The organism is Candidatus Amoebophilus asiaticus 5a2, assembly GCF_000020565.1.
Classification (GTDB): domain Bacteria; phylum Bacteroidota; class Bacteroidia; order Cytophagales; family Amoebophilaceae; genus Amoebophilus; species Amoebophilus asiaticus.
In genome coordinates, this window is record NC_010830.1 from 212,482 (window position 1) to 231,665 (window position 19,184).

The 19,184-nt window shown below is 35.0% G+C and carries 12 protein-coding genes and 1 pseudogene; 5 read left to right on the top strand and 8 right to left on the bottom strand.

Annotated features, from left to right (window positions below):
• Positions 1–9: 9 nt before the first annotated feature.
• Positions 10–2,067 carry a helix-hairpin-helix domain-containing protein gene (locus AASI_RS00975; protein ID WP_012472410.1) on the top strand — a complete coding sequence of 686 codons (2,058 nt, stop codon included), beginning with the start codon at positions 10–12 and terminating at the stop codon, positions 2,065–2,067.
• An 8-nt stretch (positions 2,068–2,075) separates the two neighbouring features.
• Here the strand turns inward: AASI_RS00975 and AASI_RS00980 are convergent, their stop codons facing one another.
• From AASI_RS00980 to AASI_RS01005, 6 genes are all read right to left on the bottom strand, one after another.
• The gene (locus tag AASI_RS00980) at positions 2,076–3,314 is read right to left on the bottom strand and encodes a metallophosphoesterase (RefSeq protein ID WP_012472411.1); all 1,239 of its coding nucleotides are present in this window, start codon (positions 3,312–3,314) and stop codon (positions 2,076–2,078) included.
• A 358-nt stretch (positions 3,315–3,672) separates the two neighbouring features.
• Positions 3,673–4,671, bottom strand: a complete 999-nt coding sequence (locus tag AASI_RS00985) for an ABC transporter ATP-binding protein (RefSeq protein WP_012472412.1) — start codon at positions 4,669–4,671, stop codon at positions 3,673–3,675.
• Positions 4,672–4,679: 8 nt separating this feature from the next.
• Complete coding sequence (locus AASI_RS00990; RefSeq protein WP_012472413.1) at positions 4,680–5,684, bottom strand: ABC transporter ATP-binding protein; 1,005 nt, start codon at positions 5,682–5,684, stop codon at positions 4,680–4,682.
• 3 nt (positions 5,685–5,687) lie between these two features.
• The gene (locus tag AASI_RS00995) at positions 5,688–6,548 is read right to left on the bottom strand and encodes an ABC transporter permease (protein WP_012472414.1); all 861 of its coding nucleotides are present in this window, start codon (positions 6,546–6,548) and stop codon (positions 5,688–5,690) included.
• A gap of 16 nt (positions 6,549–6,564) precedes the next feature.
• Positions 6,565–7,506, bottom strand: a complete 942-nt coding sequence (locus AASI_RS01000; protein WP_012472415.1) for an ABC transporter permease — start codon at positions 7,504–7,506, stop codon at positions 6,565–6,567.
• A gap of 608 nt (positions 7,507–8,114) precedes the next feature.
• Positions 8,115–9,881, bottom strand: coding sequence for an ABC transporter substrate-binding protein (locus AASI_RS01005; RefSeq protein ID WP_044282711.1), 1,767 nt, complete (start codon positions 9,879–9,881; stop codon positions 8,115–8,117).
• A gap of 462 nt (positions 9,882–10,343) precedes the next feature.
• Here AASI_RS01005 and AASI_RS01010 point away from each other — a divergent pair, with 462 nt between their 5' ends.
• From AASI_RS01010 to AASI_RS01025, 4 genes and pseudogenes are all read left to right on the top strand, one after another.
• A complete protein-coding gene (locus AASI_RS01010; protein WP_012472417.1) occupies positions 10,344–11,159 on the top strand; it encodes an Ig-like domain-containing protein in 816 nt (271 codons plus the stop codon).
• 91 nt (positions 11,160–11,250) lie between these two features.
• The gene (locus AASI_RS01015; RefSeq protein ID WP_012472420.1) at positions 11,251–12,111 is read left to right on the top strand and encodes a hypothetical protein; all 861 of its coding nucleotides are present in this window, start codon (positions 11,251–11,253) and stop codon (positions 12,109–12,111) included.
• Between the two features lie 276 nt (positions 12,112–12,387).
• A complete protein-coding gene (locus AASI_RS01020; protein WP_044282713.1) occupies positions 12,388–15,714 on the top strand; it encodes a sodium:solute symporter family transporter in 3,327 nt (1,108 codons plus the stop codon).
• Positions 15,715–15,788: 74 nt separating this feature from the next.
• A pseudogene (locus AASI_RS01025) lies at positions 15,789–16,028 on the top strand (IS6 family transposase); the annotation flags it as partial.
• A gap of 557 nt (positions 16,029–16,585) precedes the next feature.
• On the opposite strand, the gene AASI_RS01030 reads toward AASI_RS01025, so the two are convergent.
• Positions 16,586–17,824 (bottom strand): metallophosphoesterase, encoded by a 1,239-nt coding sequence (locus AASI_RS01030; protein WP_012472411.1) that lies wholly within the window; start codon positions 17,822–17,824, stop codon positions 16,586–16,588.
• 358 nt (positions 17,825–18,182) lie between these two features.
• Positions 18,183–19,181 (bottom strand): ABC transporter ATP-binding protein, encoded by a 999-nt coding sequence (locus tag AASI_RS01035; RefSeq protein ID WP_012472412.1) that lies wholly within the window; start codon positions 19,179–19,181, stop codon positions 18,183–18,185.
• Positions 19,182–19,184 lie beyond the last annotated feature (3 nt).

A 19,184-nucleotide genomic window follows, 5' to 3' on the forward strand; every position in this document is an offset into this window, starting at 1 on the left:
AGAAGATGTTTGATACTATTTTGGGTAGCCAGCCTTTGTAAGCTAGTTATTGCCAAAGAAAAGCTTGATTTTGCTACCATCCTAGACACTGTTTATAAAAATCAAATAGACCAAATTAGCTATGAAACGCTAACAGAAAATTTATGGGATTCTTACCAACATCCCATTGATTTAAATAGCACTTCAAGAGAGGAAATAAAGCGTCTTCATATTTTATCTGAAGAACAACTAGAAAACTTTTTTGCCCATTTGTATAAAAATGGTGTGCTTGTTTCTATTTATGAACTACAAGCAATACCTGGATTAGATCTAGCTACTATTGAGCGCCTTCTTCCTTTTGTAAAGGTAGAAGAGACTTATCCGCAACAAACGCAAGGACTTCAAGCTCTTTTTGGGGAAAGACCAACAACCTATGGATATTGGCTAAGCCGTTATGAACGGATATTAGAATCTCAAAAAGGATACCAGTTCAACAAGAAGTCTGGTAAAATACCCTACCAAGGCTCGCCCCATAAAATAGTAACCCGTTTAAAATGGAAGCATCCTAACGGCTGGGGATTTGGCATAGCTGCTAGAAAGTACCCAGGAGAAGAATTCACATGGGACCATGCAAAAGAACGATACGGGTTTGATAGCTGGTCTTCCTATCTATCTGTAGAAAATAAAAAATGGCTCAAAAAGCTTGTTATAGCAAACTATCAAGTAGGCTATGGGCAAGGGCTCGTAATCAATGCTGGCTTTAATATGGATAAGTCTGGGGAAACTATTCCTATTATTCGTGTTTCTAATGCAGGCATTAAACCTCATAGCTCTTTTAATAATCAAGGATTTAGAGGAATTGCCGCTACTTTCAATTGGGGGCCTATGGAACAGAGTCTTTATTATGCTTATAATAGCTTAGATAGTAAAGTATTACAAGATACCTCTACGGGTAAATATTATACAGAAGGTATTCAACGAAGTGGTCTACACAGAACGGAGCAAGAGATTTCCAAGAAAGCTCAAATATATGAGCAAGTTATGGGTAGTACTCTTGTGTATAAATTTAATAGAGAACAAGCAGAGTTAGGGCTTAATGCTGTTTATAGCCATTATGAAATTCCCATTCAGATTAATCCTAAGAAGCCATCTTATTATTTTTCTGGTAAGTACAACTTTAACGTAGGATTTTTTTATCGTTACTTATGGCGTAGTTTACATTTCTTTGGTGAAAATGCATTTTCTAAAAGTGGTGGTAGTGCAAGTATACTAGGGGTTATAGCTAGCTTATCGTCCAATTTAGATATTTCTTTGTTATTACGACATTATAAACCTGATTTTCATAGTTTTTATGGAGATGCTTTTAGAGAAAATTCTAGTGGAAATTGTAATGAGCAAGGTATTTATATAGGTGTTGGTATACAACCTATTAAAAAAATAAGAATAAATGCTTATTATGACTATTTTAATTTCCCCCAACCGACCACTAGAATTGCTAAACCTTCTTCAGGTTATAGCTGGCTTACAAAAGCAACTTACCAAGTTAATAGAACTAACTTGGTAATTTTTCAGTATAGGGAGGTACGAAAGGATAAAAATGTACCTAAAGATAAATTATTATACCAGAAAGATGCTGAAAACAAGGTTGCAACTTACAATAACAGAAAATATAAAACTCAGTTTAAACAACAACTTAATAAGTTTATAGACTTACACAGTGAAATACAAGCTAGTACCTATAATTTTTTAAAGGAACTTACATGGGGATATGGTATAGCACAAAGCATAACTTACAAACTGAAGAGAGCTAGCTTTACTGGACAAATAGCTTGGTTTGATACCGATTCTGATAATAGACTTTATTTACACGAAAAATCATCTTTGCATAGTAAAGCTATACCCAGCGTAAATAAAAAGGGGATCAAATATTATATGCTCGTAACATATAAACCTACTCCTAATTGGCGTATAGAGGCAAAGTATAGTATAACTTGGCATTTAGAGGAAACCTCTATAGGTAGTGGGCAAGAAGAGATAGATGGAAATACAAAAAACACAGTTAGCCTACAATTAATTTATAGATTTTAAACACTGATTTACTCCTTTACAAGCTCTACAATAGTAATTTCAGGTAAAATACCGATTCTACCTGGATAACCTAAATAACCAAACCCTCTATTAACATATAGATACTGGGCACCTTGCTGATATAATCCAGCCCATTGTTTGTATTGATATTGTACAGGGCTCCATTTAAATGTGCCTATTTCAATACCAAATTGAAACCCATGTGTATGACCTGCAAAGGTAATGTCTATATCACTAAATTTTGGTCGTACTTCCGCATCCCAGTGGCTAGGATCATGGGATAATAACAATTTTACAGGGATGTCTGCTGTACCCTGGTATGCTTGTACTAATTTACCATATTGTGAAAATTGTAGCCCCCAATTTTCTATCCCAATTATAGCCAATTTGTCAGCCCCTTCTGTAAGTATAATATGCTCATTAATGAGCAGCGTCCATCCCATTAGCTGATGCGCATTACGTAAATCTTGCAAATTCTTCTGTTTAGCTGTAATTGAAGGCCAAGGCACATAGTCTCCATAATCATGATTACCCAAAACAGAATAAATACCTAACGGTGCTTTTAACCTGCTAAAAATAGGAATATACTCTTTCACTTCATCGGCCGTATCATTTACCAGATCGCCGGTAAAGAAAATCACATCTGGCTTTTCACGTAGCAGCATATCCACGCCACCTGCTACTGCCTTTTTGTTAAAAAAGCTACCTGTGTGTATATCAGATAACTGACCAATCTTTAATCCGTGAAAAGCATTAGGGAGATGCGGTAATTTTATACGTAATCTTCTTACCCTATAATCATGTGCGCCTACTAGTATACCATAGCTCAATGTGACTAGAGGCACTGTAGCGGCCAACATACCTGCTTTTGTCACCATAACCGATCTAGGCATTAGCGCACTATCTGTTATTGTATCATTAAAGAGGTAAGCTATTTTATATACCAACCATCTAGCTGATCTGGCAATATCATCTACAAAGAGGAAAGAAACACTAAAGAGCTTAGTAATGTATTTGATAAACCAAGCTGGAATGACCCTATACTTCACAAAATTGTTTCTTAATCCCCATCTTAGCCACCCATAAGTCAGCACAGTTACGATTGTACTCGTAACAAAAATTCCATATAAGGTATAAATAATTACCCTACTACTTGGCTGTAGAGGTGATGTAATAATTTTTAATCCTTGATAGAAATATATATCTATAAGTACTAAAAACAGAATAAAAAATAGGCCACGTTTCATGAGTAGAGATAAAAGAAAAAGAGTATTAATGTAAATATGATGTATTTGCTTATTATCTACAAAGCATCAGTGAAGATTTTGTAAAACCTCAAAAATTTATCCATAGGTTTATTTAAGTGTAACCAGGTAATAGTCTAGATAATCCTTGATAAAGTAAAACCTAAAAAATTACCTCTTAGCCAACTCTCTAGCTAAAATAACTTTAATTAGTAAAATAGAAATGAGAAAGCTGTTATCTTAGCTCTTATAAATACTTGTCCATTAATTAGTATACATACCAAAAATATTATGAATGGATAGTTATTATAACTTAGCAGTTAAGAAATTACATTCCCCAATACTATATTTAAGCATAAGCTTACCCATTGCTGTCTTTTACTGGATGATAGCACCTAAACCAATGCTGTTCATTTAAATGAGTTTTCTCTGGATATACTTCTTGGCATATAGAAGTAGCCTTCCAACACCTAGGATGAAAATGACAACCTGTGGGAGGAGAAATAGGACTAGGGACATCTCCTTTTAAAATAATGCGTTCTTTTCTATGGTTGGGGTCTGGAATAGGAATAGCAGAAAGTAAGGCTTTTGTATAAGGATGTTTAGGATTCCTGTATATATCTTCAGCTACTGCCTTTTCTACGATTTTCCCTAAGTACATTACTGCCACTTGATGAGAGATAAACTCTACTACCTTAAGGTCATGTGCTATAAAAAGGTAGGTAAGCCCTAACTCTTGTTGTAAATCCATTAGGAGGTTAATAACCTGTGCTTGTATGGATACATCTAAGGCAGATACTGATTCATCACAAACAATAAATTGCGGTTTTACAGCTAATGCTCGTGCTATACAGATACGCTGACGCTGGCCACCGGAAAACTCATGTGGATATTTGTTAAGTGCTTCTTTAGGTAATTGCACATAATCTAATAGCTCATACAGCCGTTTATTTTTTTCTTCAAGCGTAGTATATAACCCATGAATTTTAAGTGGTTCTGTAAGAATGGCATTAACAGTCATTCTAGGGTTCAGTGAAGCATAAGGGTCCTGAAATATAAGCTGTATCTTTTGCCTTATAGCCCGCATATCCCTTGTATTAAGCTGGGTAATATCTACACCATCAAAAATAATTTGCCCTGCACTAGGCTCTATTAACCTAAGCAATGTTTTCCCTAGCGTTGATTTACCACACCCAGACTCTCCTACAAGCCCTAATGTTTCACCCCTTTTAATACTAAAGCTTACATTATCTACCGCATGTACTGCCCCTACTGGCTTGTTAAGTATACCACCCCTTATAGGGAAATATTTAGATAAGTTCTTAACTTCTAATAAAATCTCATTTTCAGATGCTAACATAATAGTACCTATTTAGATGCAATATCGTTTAAAGGATGAAAACAAGCAGCCAGATGAGCTGGAGCTTTTTCTTCTAAAGGAGGAGTACCTTTTTCTCCTTTACAGTCTGCCTGGACGTTGTAACAACGGTCTTGAAAACTGCAGCCTAAAGGAAGTTTGTTTAAAGCAGGTACGGTACCCTTAATGGTTTCTAAACGGCGCTGCGTATGATCTTTCCCAACCTCTAATGAAGGGATGGATGCTAGTAGCCCTCGTGTGTAAGGATGTTTAGGACAAGAAAATAAATCCTGTACAGATGCCTGTTCTACTATTCTGCCACCATACATAACAGCTACTTCATGACACATCTCAGCTACTACTCCTAAATCATGAGTGATTAATATAATACCCATGTTAAGTTCTTCTTGCAGATTAACCATTAATTCTAATATTTGAGCTTGTATGGTTACATCTAAAGCTGTCGTAGGCTCATCTGCAATTAATACAGACGGCTTACTAGACAAAGCCATAGCTATCATAATTCTCTGTCGCATTCCACCAGACAGTTGATGTGGATACTCATATATTCTTTTCTCAGGAGCTGGAATACCCACTAGCTTCAAAAGCTCTATAGTCTGTTCTTTTGCATCTTTAAAAGACATTCTCTGATGAAGGGTTAAAGCTTCTTTGATCTGATATCCAACAGTAAATACTGGATTAAGAGAGGTCATAGGCTCTTGAAAAATCATACCTATCTTATTTCCCCTTATAGCACGCATTTCTTTATCTGACAGTTGCAATAAATCTTTATCTTCAAAAAAGATATTGCCCCCAACGATTTTACCTATAGGCGGAGCAATCAGGCGCATGATAGAAAGTGCAGTCATGGACTTACCGGATCCTGACTCTCCTACAATACCTAATGTTTTACCCTTATATATCTCAAAAGAGACATCATTGACAGGTTTTATCAATCCTTGTTCAGTATTGAACTGGGTAACTAAATTTTTTACAGTTAAAATTCTTTCAAACATGACTTATTTTCCTCTTAGTTTAGGGTCTAACGCATCTCGTAGTGCATCGCTAAGGATATTAAAAGCTAGCACTATTAGAAACATGGCTACAGTAGCAAAAGCAATTTCCCACCAAACACCTTGCATAAGCTCTACTTTAGCATCATTAATCATTACACCCCAACTAGGGCTATTCTGTACTCCTAATCCTAAATATGAAAGGATTACCTCTGATTTAATGGCAATCTGAAATATACCTGAGAACTGGATAATAACTATATGAAGGACATTAGGTAAAATATGCCACCATAACTTACTAACATGGCTAGCACCAATTGCAGTGGCTGCCTGTACATACTCCCTATCCTTATGTTTGATTACTTCTCCTCTAATCAAGCGACAAAGTTCCACCCAGTTAGTCATGCCCAAAGCTATATATATAGCGAGAATTCCTTTTCCTAAAATAAAAGTAAGCGATATAAGGAGCATGATATTTGGAATTGAGGCCATGGTACTACATAACCAAACAATCATTTCATCTACTACCCCACCAAAGTAACCCCCTATAGCTCCTAATACTACGCCAATTAAAATAGCTATCATACTTACTACAAACCCAACATTCATAGCAACTTGTGCTCCCTTGATGATTTTTCTTAAAACACTTCTCCCAAAAATATCTGTACCAAACCAATGTTGAATATTAGGTGCTTCATAGGAAGTTCCCACTTCCTGGCTCCAGTTTGCGGCTATAATACCACAGTATGCTAGCAGTGCCACTACAGCATAAATTAACACAATGATTAAAGCTGCTGTAGTAAGCTTACTTTTAGCCATTCTACGAAGGGTTTCTAACCAAATAGATTGTGTCAAGGTTTGGTTCATGTTCAATGTTGATTGGTTAAGATAATTTGATGCGAGGATCAACCACAGTATATAGTATATCTGTGATTACATTAAAAATAACATAGAATATTGCTGAAAGTATAGTAATAGCCTTTATTACAGGGAAATCAGCATTATTAATAGCATTAATGGTAATTCCTCCTAAGCCTGGTATACCGAAAAAACTTTCTACTAGCAAAGTACCTAATAGCCAAGAAGGAAGTTGCGTAATTAAATTAGTTATAATAGGTATCATGACATTTTTAAGTACATGCTTAAAAAGTACTAGGCCTTCTGGTAATCCTTTAGCACGAGCCGTGCGTACATAATCTTGGTACATTTCATCTAAAATTACCGTTCTATAGAACCTTAGATCAGAGCCAACACTCAAGAGTACCAATATAAAGCAAGGCAATGCAATATAAGGTATACAAGCTGGGAAACCATGCTCATAACCCGCTATTTCAAACCACCCTAACTTATAAGCAAAAAACCACTGGCTAAACAAGATATAAGCCAAGCCAGAAATACTCATCATAATAATGCTCAACAATACTAATCCCCTATCTAGCGCTCTACCTCTGAAAAAAGCTGCCACTAAAGCCATGGATATAGCTAAGGCATTTGTAATGAGTATAGATGGGACTACTAGCGTAAGAGAAACACAAGTACCAGCCTTAATCATAGGTATAATTTGTTGTCGGCTAGCCCATGATCTTCCAAAATCCAAGCTAAAAGCAGATTTTACAATATCTATGTACTGCATAAACCAATGCTTATCTAATCCTAATTCATGTCGTAATTCTGCCATCTGTTTGGCAGTAGCATGCTTCCCCAATAATACAGCTGTAGGGTCACCTGCTACTATATTAAACATTAAAAAGACAAGCAAACATACACCCAACAGTATAGGTATAACATATAGCAAACGTCTAATAATATAATTATATATGCCCATGAATATTTGGTTATTATTGTAGCTTAGGAAACAAATTTTAATTTTTGTACTAACCTAATATATACTTCTTTCCTATACTGCTAGCACATAGTGTATGGGGACAAATTTTTACCCATTCTTAAGGAAAATGAGATGAGTAAATACACTCGATAACATTCACCATAAGCACTTTTCCCATAGCTACTATTATATTTAATTACTTATCAAGCGAAATTTTAGCAAGTTCAATTAATACAACTACAGCTTTTTTATATACATCAGATAATATAACAGTCAACTCATAATCTTGGCTTTTGAGTAGAAGATAAACTTAAGTGCTGCATGATATTAGCAGTTACCAACAACTTTACTAAGCTTGTGCGCTGCCTATATTTTATATAAATCCATACCCCTATAACAACCAACAAGTTGTCACATCTTTAATAAGTTTTTACATAGTTAACGACTATAAGATAATGGATAGCCTGCTCGCAATTATAGCCATCTTACTCATATAAGTAAGATGGCTAATGTTTTTTTAAAGCATTTCTAAGTTATCTACAAAATGATGCCTTTAACAAGATATGCCATCATATAGAATCAGTTTTCCCTTTATTATAACTTAGAAGCTAATTGTTTTTTTGTTCTAAATCTATATCAAAATATTGTTCTGTGCCATAATGGAAGTTAGACCAACAGTAGTTCTTGACCCACCCATGCTGCAAACCAGTATGGGGAAAATGTACAGTACAAATAAAAGGTGTCTTTTCAGCTATCATTTCATTAAGCTGTTCATAAAGCCTAGTTCTTTCAGGAGAATCTAGCATAGCTACAGCCTTTTCATATAAAGCATCATAAGCAGAGTCGTTTAAATTAGATCCAATGCCACCTGGTTGGTAAGGACCATACAGGAGCATGAAGAAATTTTGTGCGTCTGGGTAATCTGCACTCCAAGAAATACTATGTAGCATGGTAGCTTGATTATTAATTTTTTTTATTAATTCTGGAAAAATATTTCCGACTACTTTAATACGTACGCCTATTTTAGCCATGCATTTCTGAAAAAATTCTCCTTTTAATCTTAGTTCGGCATCAGGCCCCGCATCTAGTGTAAGCTCAGGCAATCCTTTGCCTTCAGGATAACCTGCCTCTGCTAAATATTGTTTAGCTTTTTCAATATCATAGATACCATAAGGATTTATATAATCTTCTCTGTAGCCAGCTAGCCCAGGAGGAACAGTTGATTGTGCTACTACTGCTGTATTATTATGAAACAATTTATTATAACCTTCTTTGTCAAATGCTAATGCCATAGCTTGCCGAAGCTTAAGATTATCTTTAAATAAAGGATTAGCACAGTTCATAACAACATAAGTAGTACTTAATTCAGCTACGCTATATAGGTTAATGCCTTTTTCTTTAAGATCAGGAATTAACTCACCGTTTCGCACTACATCTAAGGCAATTTTATCTTTAGTAATATCAATTATATCTAAATCACCCTTTTTAAATTTAAGCCATTTAGGTTGTGCCTCAGTAAGGATATAAGTAACTATTTTGTCTACAAAAGGCAACTGCTTCCCAGCATAAGCTAGCATATGTTTATATTCTTCTATAGATTCACTAGGGAAACGTTTATCTCTAAAAGTAGGGTTTTTGCGGTATACTAGCTTACTATCTTGTGGATTAAAAGCTTCTAACATAAAAGCTCCTGTTCCTACAGGATGATTAGTAAACTCCATACCATAATGCTCTACTGCTTCACGAGGAACCACGTAACATCCCGACATACCTAAAAAGTATAGAAATTGTGGATTAGGTCTTGTTAAAGTGAACTGCAGTGTATAGCGGTCTATAGCTTTTACTCCCTCTATTTCTTCGTCATAATTGGCCTGTATAGCATCGGCATATCTTTCTCTCCATGCATTAACTTCCTTTAGATTGTTATTGATTAGCCAAAAGTTCTTTGCTTGAAGCTTAGGATCAGCTAACCTTTTAAAAGAATATACAAAATCATGCGCCGTCAGTTCTCTCCCTTTACCATTAGGAAAGCAAGGGTTGTCATGAAACTTTACACCTCGTCTAATTTTAAAGGTATAAACCAGCTGGTCTGCTGACACTTCAGGCATTTCTTCCGCTAGATTAGGAGTTAGCTCGAATGGCTTTTTAAGGTAATGAAATTCTAACAGACCTTCATAAACTTTAGCTACTTCTCTATTAGAATAATGGTCTTCAGCTTGGGCAGGATCTAATGTTTTAATCTGTGCCTCATTAGCTGTATACAATACTTTTTCTGTTACTTTAGGTGAGGAGTCTTTCTTGCTTTTCAAATAAGCCCATAGCGCAAGAAGCATTAAAATAAGTGCTGCAATTCGAATAAGATTTTTCATATGCATAGATAGAATTTTTATTTAAATATTCTTTTTTTGTGTTATAGGCTACCCTACTATATCTGTCACTAAATTGGTTTTTGACGTACGGCAAAATAAACCTGCGTAATTTTAGTGCTTTTTTTTTACTATTGCAACTCTATAACATTTCAATTACAACTTTCTATTATTTTGAGCCAAGCTAGTTACTCTTAAAAGCTATATTTACAGATTATTTATGACATAAAATTGATACACTCTATTTTTGAACAAGTTGCCAATAATAGAATATATCATTTACTAGACCCGCTGCGAAACAAAAAACCCCATTATTTTTTCGCCCTTTAGAGCATTTATTGGCTGTTTTTTGTATATCAAAAATCGTTTCGCAGCGGGTCTACTGTTGATTCTTTTGTCTAGCATATAGCATTTTATATATTTTTACATTTAAGTGTAGTAAATTTACCCACCAGTATAGTCTTAAACGTAATGAATAAACAAGAAAAAATAAGGATAAATATTTTCAGCTTACTTCGTCGTTATATAAATCAATTATATAAATGTCTGCCGCTTCTAACAATTCTAAGTCCAATTATCATTTTATTACTTACTACTAGATGCGCGCAAATAGAAGAACTAGAAGGTGGACCAAAAGACACTATACCTCCCCAATTAATTAGTACTTATCCCTTACATGGAAGTACTAGTTTTAAAGACAAAAAACTAAAATTAACTTTTGACAAAGAAATTGAGATTCAAGATATCTACAATAGGCTTATTATTACACCTAAACTAGCCCGCTTAGAAGATAGACCTAGTTATGTAGCTAAAGTAAGAGGTAATGTGGTAGAGCTTGAATTAGAAGCACCGTTAGAAGAAGAAACCACCTATACTTTTAACTTTAAAGATGCTATATGCGATACAAAAGAGCATACACCTGCGGAGAATCCTACACTTACTTTTAGTACAGGCGACTATGTAGATTCTATATATGTAGCGGGCCATATACGGTATCTCATGACTAACCAACCAGCAACTGATGCATTGGTATGTATATATAAAATTAATGAGTCAGATACCTTACATATTTTAAATAGCACTCCAGATTATTTCACTAAAACGAACCAGAATGGAGAATTTAAAATAGAACATATTAAACAAGGTAGATACAAAATATGTGCAGGCTACAGCAAGGAGAGTAAGCTTATTTTGGATGCCAGCAAAGATCCTTATGGATTTTTACCAGCAATACTAGAACTCTCAGAGCCAATAGAAAATCTAAACTTACCCATTTTTAGAAGCTGATGTAACTGAGTTCAAACTGCAAAACAGCCAACCACAGGGCCAATACTTTGAGATCAATTTTAGTAAACGACTTACAACATATAACATTGAATTGGCTAATCGGTCCAAAAGATTTAAAGAGGCACAGTTATATAGCCATTTAATAGAAAATGGACACACTATTAGGGTATATAATACACTAGGGTTATTGGAAGATGATATGTTAGAGGCTAAGCTAACAGCCCAAGATATAATGGGCAATAACATAGAGAAGAATGTCAGCATACACTTTAGAGATAGAGTTATTGAGAAAGAAAAATTTAAATGTACGATACAGCCTACCACAGGTACTAAAGTAGATACCACACCCTTTCAAGTGCATATATCGACTAATAAACCTATCAAAAGTATACGGACAGATAATTTATTTCTTATAGTTAACCAAGCAGATACACTGCAGCTAACTCCTGAAGAAATTATAATACATCCCAATAGAGATTCCATTACGATTCAAAAAGACTTTGATTTAAATAACTGGTTACATCCTACTGGAGAAGTTAAGCTAGAAAGTGACAAATCACCGAGCATAGAGTTATATATACCCAAGGGCGTTTTTACATCTGTAGAAAAGGAACTTAATGATGCAGCCAATTATAAGTATCTTGTTAAGAATCCACAAGAATGCGGTACTATTAAGGGAAGGATTACTACATATGCTCCTGGTTTTATTGTGCAACTGCTCAATACAAATTATGAAGTAGTAGCAGAAATTCGTAACAAAACAGATTATGTATTTAAAAATGTATTACCTGGTAACTACAAAATACGTGTCTTAATACTTAGTGAAAAGGATGGTAAATGGTCTTTTGGTAATATTAACCAATCCATACCTCCTAACCCAGTTATTTTTTACCCTCATGAGCTGGCCATCGTAGCTAATTGGGAAATAGATTATATTGATATTGAATTTTAGAAAATTTGGTAATTAACCTAGTAAGTGTAAAGAAACCTTTGCATCGACATTTTAAAAATCAGCATTAAAAAGGCACTGTTGCAAATAGAAAGAGAAGCTAAGGTTGTGAGGTGAGAGAAGGATTGATTGGAGGGCTTATGTAAAAATCATTAAAAAGTGAATTTACAACATATGAAATTGAATAATCTTATAGATTTTGAATGATAATCCTAAAGAGGAATGAAGAAATTATAAAATGTTTTTATTAAAATAAGCTACCCTATAAACATACATTTTATGCGAAAAGAATATCTTGATATCATTTTATTCACGACATTTTTACTTGTTAACTTAACAGTAGGATTAATGGCTGGGCGGCGTGTAAGAAGTTTACGAGATTTCTCTATAGGGAATAAAGATTTTACTACAGCCACAGTAACTTCCACCATTGTAGCTACCTGGATTGGAGGTGGATTTATGTTTTATGGCCTACAGAATATTTATAAGGATGGCCTACAATTTGTTATACCCCTTTTAGGATCAACTTTATGTTTACTTTTTACCGGACAAGTCCTCGCTATTAGAATGGGAGAATTCTTAAATAACTTGTCAGTAGCTGAAGCCATGGGGGATCTCTATGGGCCCATAGTACGAGTTATTACTGCTATTAGTGGGATATTAAAGTCCATAGGTTCAATAGCTATTCAATTTCAGGTGATTGCTAAAATGTTGAATCTTCTTTTTGGCATTGAAGAGACTTGGGCTATTATTGCAGCTGCGTCCATTGTTATTCTTTATTCAGCTTTTGGCGGTATCCGTTCAGTTATTATTACGGACTTATTTCAGTTTATTGCCTTTGTTATTTTCATTCCTATATTAGGCCTGATAGTTTGGAATCATATTAAAAATCCTGGTCAAGTTCTTTCTACTCTAACTACCAACCCTATTTTTAGTTTAGAACAAACAATAGGATGGAACCCCAAATTTATAAGTTCAATAGGGCTAATGCTTTATTTTTTAATTCCTGGCATGGCCCCTGCTATCTTTCAGCGGGTAACAATTGCTAGAGATCTTGAACAAGTAAAAAGATCTTTTACCTACGCAGCTGGAAGCACTATCCTAGTAAATATTGCAGTAGCTTGGGTTGCTATTTTACTTTTATCAGATAGCCCTAATCTTGAACCGAGTAAACTAGTTAATTATATTATTACAACGTATGCTTATCCAGGATTAAAAGGGCTTATTGCTGTTGGTATTACAGCCATGGCTATGTCTACAGCAGATTCCTATTTAAATTCCTCTGCAGTATTAGCCGTTAATGATATTATTAAGCTATTTAAACCTTCTTGGAAAGAATCTATTATTGTTATTAGATCTTTCTCATTGATTTTAGGAGTTTTCGGATTATTACTAGCCCTCCATGCCAAAGATCTGCTTCAGCTGCTGCTCCTATCTGGCAGCTTTTATATGCCTATTGTTACTGTACCACTTCTACTAGCTATTTTTGGTTTTAGAAGTACTACTAGAGCAGTCCTAATAGGAATGGCAGCAGGCTTTATAACAGTAGTAGGCTGGAAAAAGTTTTTTGGATATACAGGTATGGATAGCCTTATTCCTGGTATAATAGCTAACTTAGTTGTCTATATAAGTAGCCATTATATTTTAAGAGAACAAGGAGGATGGGTAGGGATTAAGGAAAAAGGTCCGCTTTTAGCAGCCAGACAAAGCCGTAGAGAAGCATGGAACAAGTTACTATATACCATTAAGCATCCCCATATTTATGCTTACTTACAAAAAAACCTCCCGGCTTATGAAGTTGTTTATTCGCTCTTTGCCGTTTATGTGATAGGTGCTACCTATGCTTCTTTTTATACCATATCAGAAACAGTAGTTTCTTCTTATCAAGGGCTTTATAACTTTGCAGCGCATTCTGTTTTAATTGCAACAGCTGGGTTCTTAACATACCCTGCTTGGCCTCCCACTTTTAAATCTAAAAAGTTTATCACCTTTGCTTGGCCTCTTGGGATATTCTATATTTTATTTGTTGTGGGCACTATTTTAGTGCTGATGAGCGGTTTCCACGAAGTACAAGTAATGATCTTTATGCTTAACTTAATCATGGCTGCTTTCCTACTTTCTTGGCCTTTAATGCTCTTCCTTGCTACATACGGTATCCTAATAGGGTGTTTAATTGTATATATGTACTGTGGCAATATACATTGTAGTGGAACAGATGGCACAGCTGAATTCAAAGTTATTTATAGCATTCTTTTATTAAGTAGTTTTCTAATTACAATATTTAGGTTTAAGCAAGAAAAAAAGTCCTTGCAAAACAAGAATATTTACCTAGAAGGTTTATATGAAGAAAAAAACAATGAGCTAGCACAAATTTTAGCTTATGGAGGTGAGGTTTTAAAGGAACTCAATGCTGACGAGAAAGCATTAACGGCGGCTTATATAGAGCAGATTATCTACCGTATGACGGATTACATCCGATTGGAAGTAGCTCAGATAAAATTAGACCAGCTTTTATTAGAGGTAAAAGAAACCATTAAACTCATGAACTTATTATCTCTTCCCCAGCTGATAACGAGTGTAGATACTCGCCAAGAAATTATTGATGCAGATAGAGTAAAATTAAAACAACTGCTGGTAAATGGTATCCTACATGTACACCAACATAATGCAAACAACCAGCCTATTCATGTAGTAGTAGAAGACGTTAAGCTAGGCTATAAGATAGATTATATTAAAGATTACACCAGGCAATTAGCAGCCTTAAGATTTACCATTACCATAGAAAAAGACACTGCTAACAAAAAAGATATTTACTTACTTGAGCAGCTGCCTTTGATGAGTCAACATACAAAAAAAGGTAAACTAATAGAAAATGCTCGTATTATTCATGCTCATTATGGATACGCAGAATTGGATAACGAGCAAACCCAAGTATATGTACTTCCAGCCAACGTAAGAGAAGTAAGAGGTAAAGTGATGGAGTTATTAAGGGAACCTGTAGCAGTCGATGAAGCGGAAATGAAACATCCGCTCGCTATAAAACTAGAAAATGAGCTATTAGATAAGATCAAGGCTATCAAAATAGATACAAAAACTATAGCTAAAGCATTAAAAACTATTAAAAGATACCACGCCGGTGTTAAGCGTAAATCAGGCGAGCCTTTTTTTACCCATCCCATAGCTGTCGCTCTAATCTTATTAGAATATTGTAAGGATCAAGATGCAGTGGTAGCAGCGCTACTTCATGACACAGTTGAAGATACAAGTCTTTCGCTGGTGCAGATTGAAGCTATATTTGGAGAACAGGTAGCATTTATAGTAAAAAAAGTAACTAACCTAGAAGATAATTTACGCAGGATAAGCTTAGCAGATCATGAGAATGTTTATAGACTCATGGAGTATGAAGATGAACGTGCTGCCTACGTAAAACTAGCAGATAGGCTACATAACATGCGCACCATCAGTGGCCACTCTTCCCTGGCTAAGCAGAAGCATATAGCAAATGAAACATTAAATTTCTTTGTAGGACTTGCTGAAAAGTTAGGTTTGGAACCTATTGCAAGTGAGCTTAAAAAACTTAGCTTAGAAGTCTTGGCTAAGAGATAATCATTAATATTGGCACTGTTACAAATAGTAATTAAGAGGGGTAAATTGTATTGAGTTAACCAGAAAGTAAGGAAATGAGCATCTTTAAAAGACGCCACTTCAAATACGATATAATCATATGGGCAGTAAGATGGTATTGCAAGTATGGAATAAGCTATCATGATTTAGAAGAAATGCTCTCTGAAAGAGGGATTCAAGTAGATCATTGCACCATTTATAGGTGGGTTCAGTTCTACGCCCCCAAGATATTAGATAAACTCAAATGGTATTGGAAGCCTACTCGGGGCTATAGCTGGCTTACAAAAGCAACTTACCAAGTTAATAGAACTAACTTGGTAATTTTTCAGTATAGGGAGGTACGAAAGGATAAAAATGTACCTAAAGATAAATTATTATACCAGAAAGATGCTGAAAACAAGGTTGCAACTTACAATAACAGAAAATATAAAACTCAGTTTAAACAACAACTTAATAAGTTTATAGACTTACACAGTGAAATACAAGCTAGTACCTATAATTTTTTAAAGGAACTTACATGGGGATATGGTATAGCACAAAGCATAACTTACAAACTGAAGAGAGCTAGCTTTACTGGACAAATAGCTTGGTTTGATACCGATTCTGATAATAGACTTTATTTACACGAAAAATCATCTTTGCATAGTAAAGCTATACCCAGCGTAAATAAAAAGGGGATCAAATATTATATGCTCGTAACATATAAACCTACTCCTAATTGGCGTATAGAGGCAAAGTATAGTATAACTTGGCATTTAGAGGAAACCTCTATAGGTAGTGGGCAAGAAGAGATAGATGGAAATACAAAAAACACAGTTAGCCTACAATTAATTTATAGATTTTAAACACTGATTTACTCCTTTACAAGCTCTACAATAGTAATTTCAGGTAAAATACCGATTCTACCTGGATAACCTAAATAACCAAACCCTCTATTAACATATAGATACTGGGCACCTTGCTGATATAATCCAGCCCATTGTTTGTATTGATATTGTACAGGGCTCCATTTAAATGTGCCTATTTCAATACCAAATTGAAACCCATGTGTATGACCTGCAAAGGTAATGTCTATATCACTAAATTTTGGTCGTACTTCCGCATCCCAGTGGCTAGGATCATGGGATAATAACAATTTTACAGGGATGTCTGCTGTACCCTGGTATGCTTGTACTAATTTACCATATTGTGAAAATTGTAGCCCCCAATTTTCTATCCCAATTATAGCCAATTTGTCAGCCCCTTCTGTAAGTATAATATGCTCATTAATGAGCAGCGTCCATCCCATTAGCTGATGCGCATTACGTAAATCTTGCAAATTCTTCTGTTTAGCTGTAATTGAAGGCCAAGGCACATAGTCTCCATAATCATGATTACCCAAAACAGAATAAATACCTAACGGTGCTTTTAACCTGCTAAAAATAGGAATATACTCTTTCACTTCATCGGCCGTATCATTTACCAGATCGCCGGTAAAGAAAATCACATCTGGCTTTTCACGTAGCAGCATATCCACGCCACCTGCTACTGCCTTTTTGTTAAAAAAGCTACCTGTGTGTATATCAGATAACTGACCAATCTTTAATCCGTGAAAAGCATTAGGGAGATGCGGTAATTTTATACGTAATCTTCTTACCCTATAATCATGTGCGCCTACTAGTATACCATAGCTCAATGTGACTAGAGGCACTGTAGCGGCCAACATACCTGCTTTTGTCACCATAACCGATCTAGGCATTAGCGCACTATCTGTTATTGTATCATTAAAGAGGTAAGCTATTTTATATACCAACCATCTAGCTGATCTGGCAATATCATCTACAAAGAGGAAAGAAACACTAAAGAGCTTAGTAATGTATTTGATAAACCAAGCTGGAATGACCCTATACTTCACAAAATTGTTTCTTAATCCCCATCTTAGCCACCCATAAGTCAGCACAGTTACGATTGTACTCGTAACAAAAATTCCATATAAGGTATAAATAATTACCCTACTACTTGGCTGTAGAGGTGATGTAATAATTTTTAATCCTTGATAGAAATATATATCTATAAGTACTAAAAACAGAATAAAAAATAGGCCACGTTTCATGAGTAGAGATAAAAGAAAAAGAGTATTAATGTAAATATGATGTATTTGCTTATTATCTACAAAGCATCAGTGAAGATTTTGTAAAACCTCAAAAATTTATCCATAGGTTTATTTAAGTGTAACCAGGTAATAGTCTAGATAATCCTTGATAAAGTAAAACCTAAAAAATTACCTCTTAGCCAACTCTCTAGCTAAAATAACTTTAATTAGTAAAATAGAAATGAGAAAGCTGTTATCTTAGCTCTTATAAATACTTGTCCATTAATTAGTATACATACCAAAAATATTATGAATGGATAGTTATTATAACTTAGCAGTTAAGAAATTACATTCCCCAATACTATATTTAAGCATAAGCTTACCCATTGCTGTCTTTTACTGGATGATAGCACCTAAACCAATGCTGTTCATTTAAATGAGTTTTCTCTGGATATACTTCTTGGCATATAGAAGTAGCCTTCCAACACCTAGGATGAAAATGACAACCTGTGGGAGGAGAAATAGGACTAGGGACATCTCCTTTTAAAATAATGCGTTCTTTTCTATGGTTGGGGTCTGGAATAGGAATAGCAGAAAGTAAGGCTTTTGTATAAGGATGTTTAGGATTCCTGTATATATCTTCAGCTACTGCCTTTTCTACGATTTTCCCTAAGTACATTACTGCCACTTGATGAGAGATAAACTCTACTACCTTAAGGTCATGTGCTATAAAAAGGTAGGTAAGCCCTAACTCTTGTTGTAAATCCATTAGGAGGTTAATAACCTGTGCTTGTATGGATACATCTAAGGCAGATACTGATTCATCACAAACAATAAATTGCGGTTTTACAGCTAATGCTCGTGCTATACAGATACGCTGACGCTGGCCACCGGAAAACTCATGTGGATATTTGTTAAGTGCTTCTTTAGGTAATTGCACATAATCTAATAGCTCATACAGCCGTTTATTTTTTTCTTCAAGCGTAGTATATAACCCATGAATTTTAAGTGGTTCTGTAAGAATGGCATTAACAGTCATTCTAGGGTTCAGTGAAGCATAAGGGTCCTGAAATATAAGCTGTATCTTTTGCCTTATAGCCCGCATATCCCTTGTATTAAGCTGGGTAATATCTACACCATCAAAAATAATTTGCCCTGCACTAGGCTCTATTAACCTAAGCAATGTTTTCCCTAGCGTTGATTTACCACACCCAGACTCTCCTACAAGCCCTAATGTTTCACCCCTTTTAATACTAAAGCTTACATTATCTACCGCATGTACTGCCCCTACTGGCTTGTTAAGTATACCACCCCTTATAGGGAAATATTTAGATAAGTTCTTAACTTCTAATAAAATCTCATTTTCAGATGCTAACATAAT

What these genes read in the sequence shown, in the direction of transcription:
- AASI_RS00980 (WP_012472411.1), bottom strand. Translation starts at nt 3,314, where the DNA reads ATGAAACGTGGCCTATTTTTTATTCTGTTTTTAGTACTTATAGATATA.
- AASI_RS00985 (WP_012472412.1), bottom strand. Translation starts at nt 4,671, where the DNA reads ATGTTAGCATCTGAAAATGAGATTTTATTAGAAGTTAAGAACTTATCT.
- AASI_RS00990 (WP_012472413.1), bottom strand. Translation starts at nt 5,684, where the DNA reads ATGTTTGAAAGAATTTTAACTGTAAAAAATTTAGTTACCCAGTTCAAT.
- AASI_RS00995 (WP_012472414.1), bottom strand. Translation starts at nt 6,548, where the DNA reads ATGAACCAAACCTTGACACAATCTATTTGGTTAGAAACCCTTCGTAGA.
- AASI_RS01000 (WP_012472415.1), bottom strand. Translation starts at nt 7,506, where the DNA reads ATGGGCATATATAATTATATTATTAGACGTTTGCTATATGTTATACCT.
- AASI_RS01005 (WP_044282711.1), bottom strand. Translation starts at nt 9,881, where the DNA reads ATGCATATGAAAAATCTTATTCGAATTGCAGCACTTATTTTAATGCTT.
- AASI_RS01010 (WP_012472417.1), top strand. Translation starts at nt 10,344, where the DNA reads ATGAATAAACAAGAAAAAATAAGGATAAATATTTTCAGCTTACTTCGT.
- AASI_RS01020 (WP_044282713.1), top strand. Translation starts at nt 12,388, where the DNA reads ATGCGAAAAGAATATCTTGATATCATTTTATTCACGACATTTTTACTT.
- AASI_RS01030 (WP_012472411.1), bottom strand. Translation starts at nt 17,824, where the DNA reads ATGAAACGTGGCCTATTTTTTATTCTGTTTTTAGTACTTATAGATATA.
- AASI_RS01035 (WP_012472412.1), bottom strand. Translation starts at nt 19,181, where the DNA reads ATGTTAGCATCTGAAAATGAGATTTTATTAGAAGTTAAGAACTTATCT.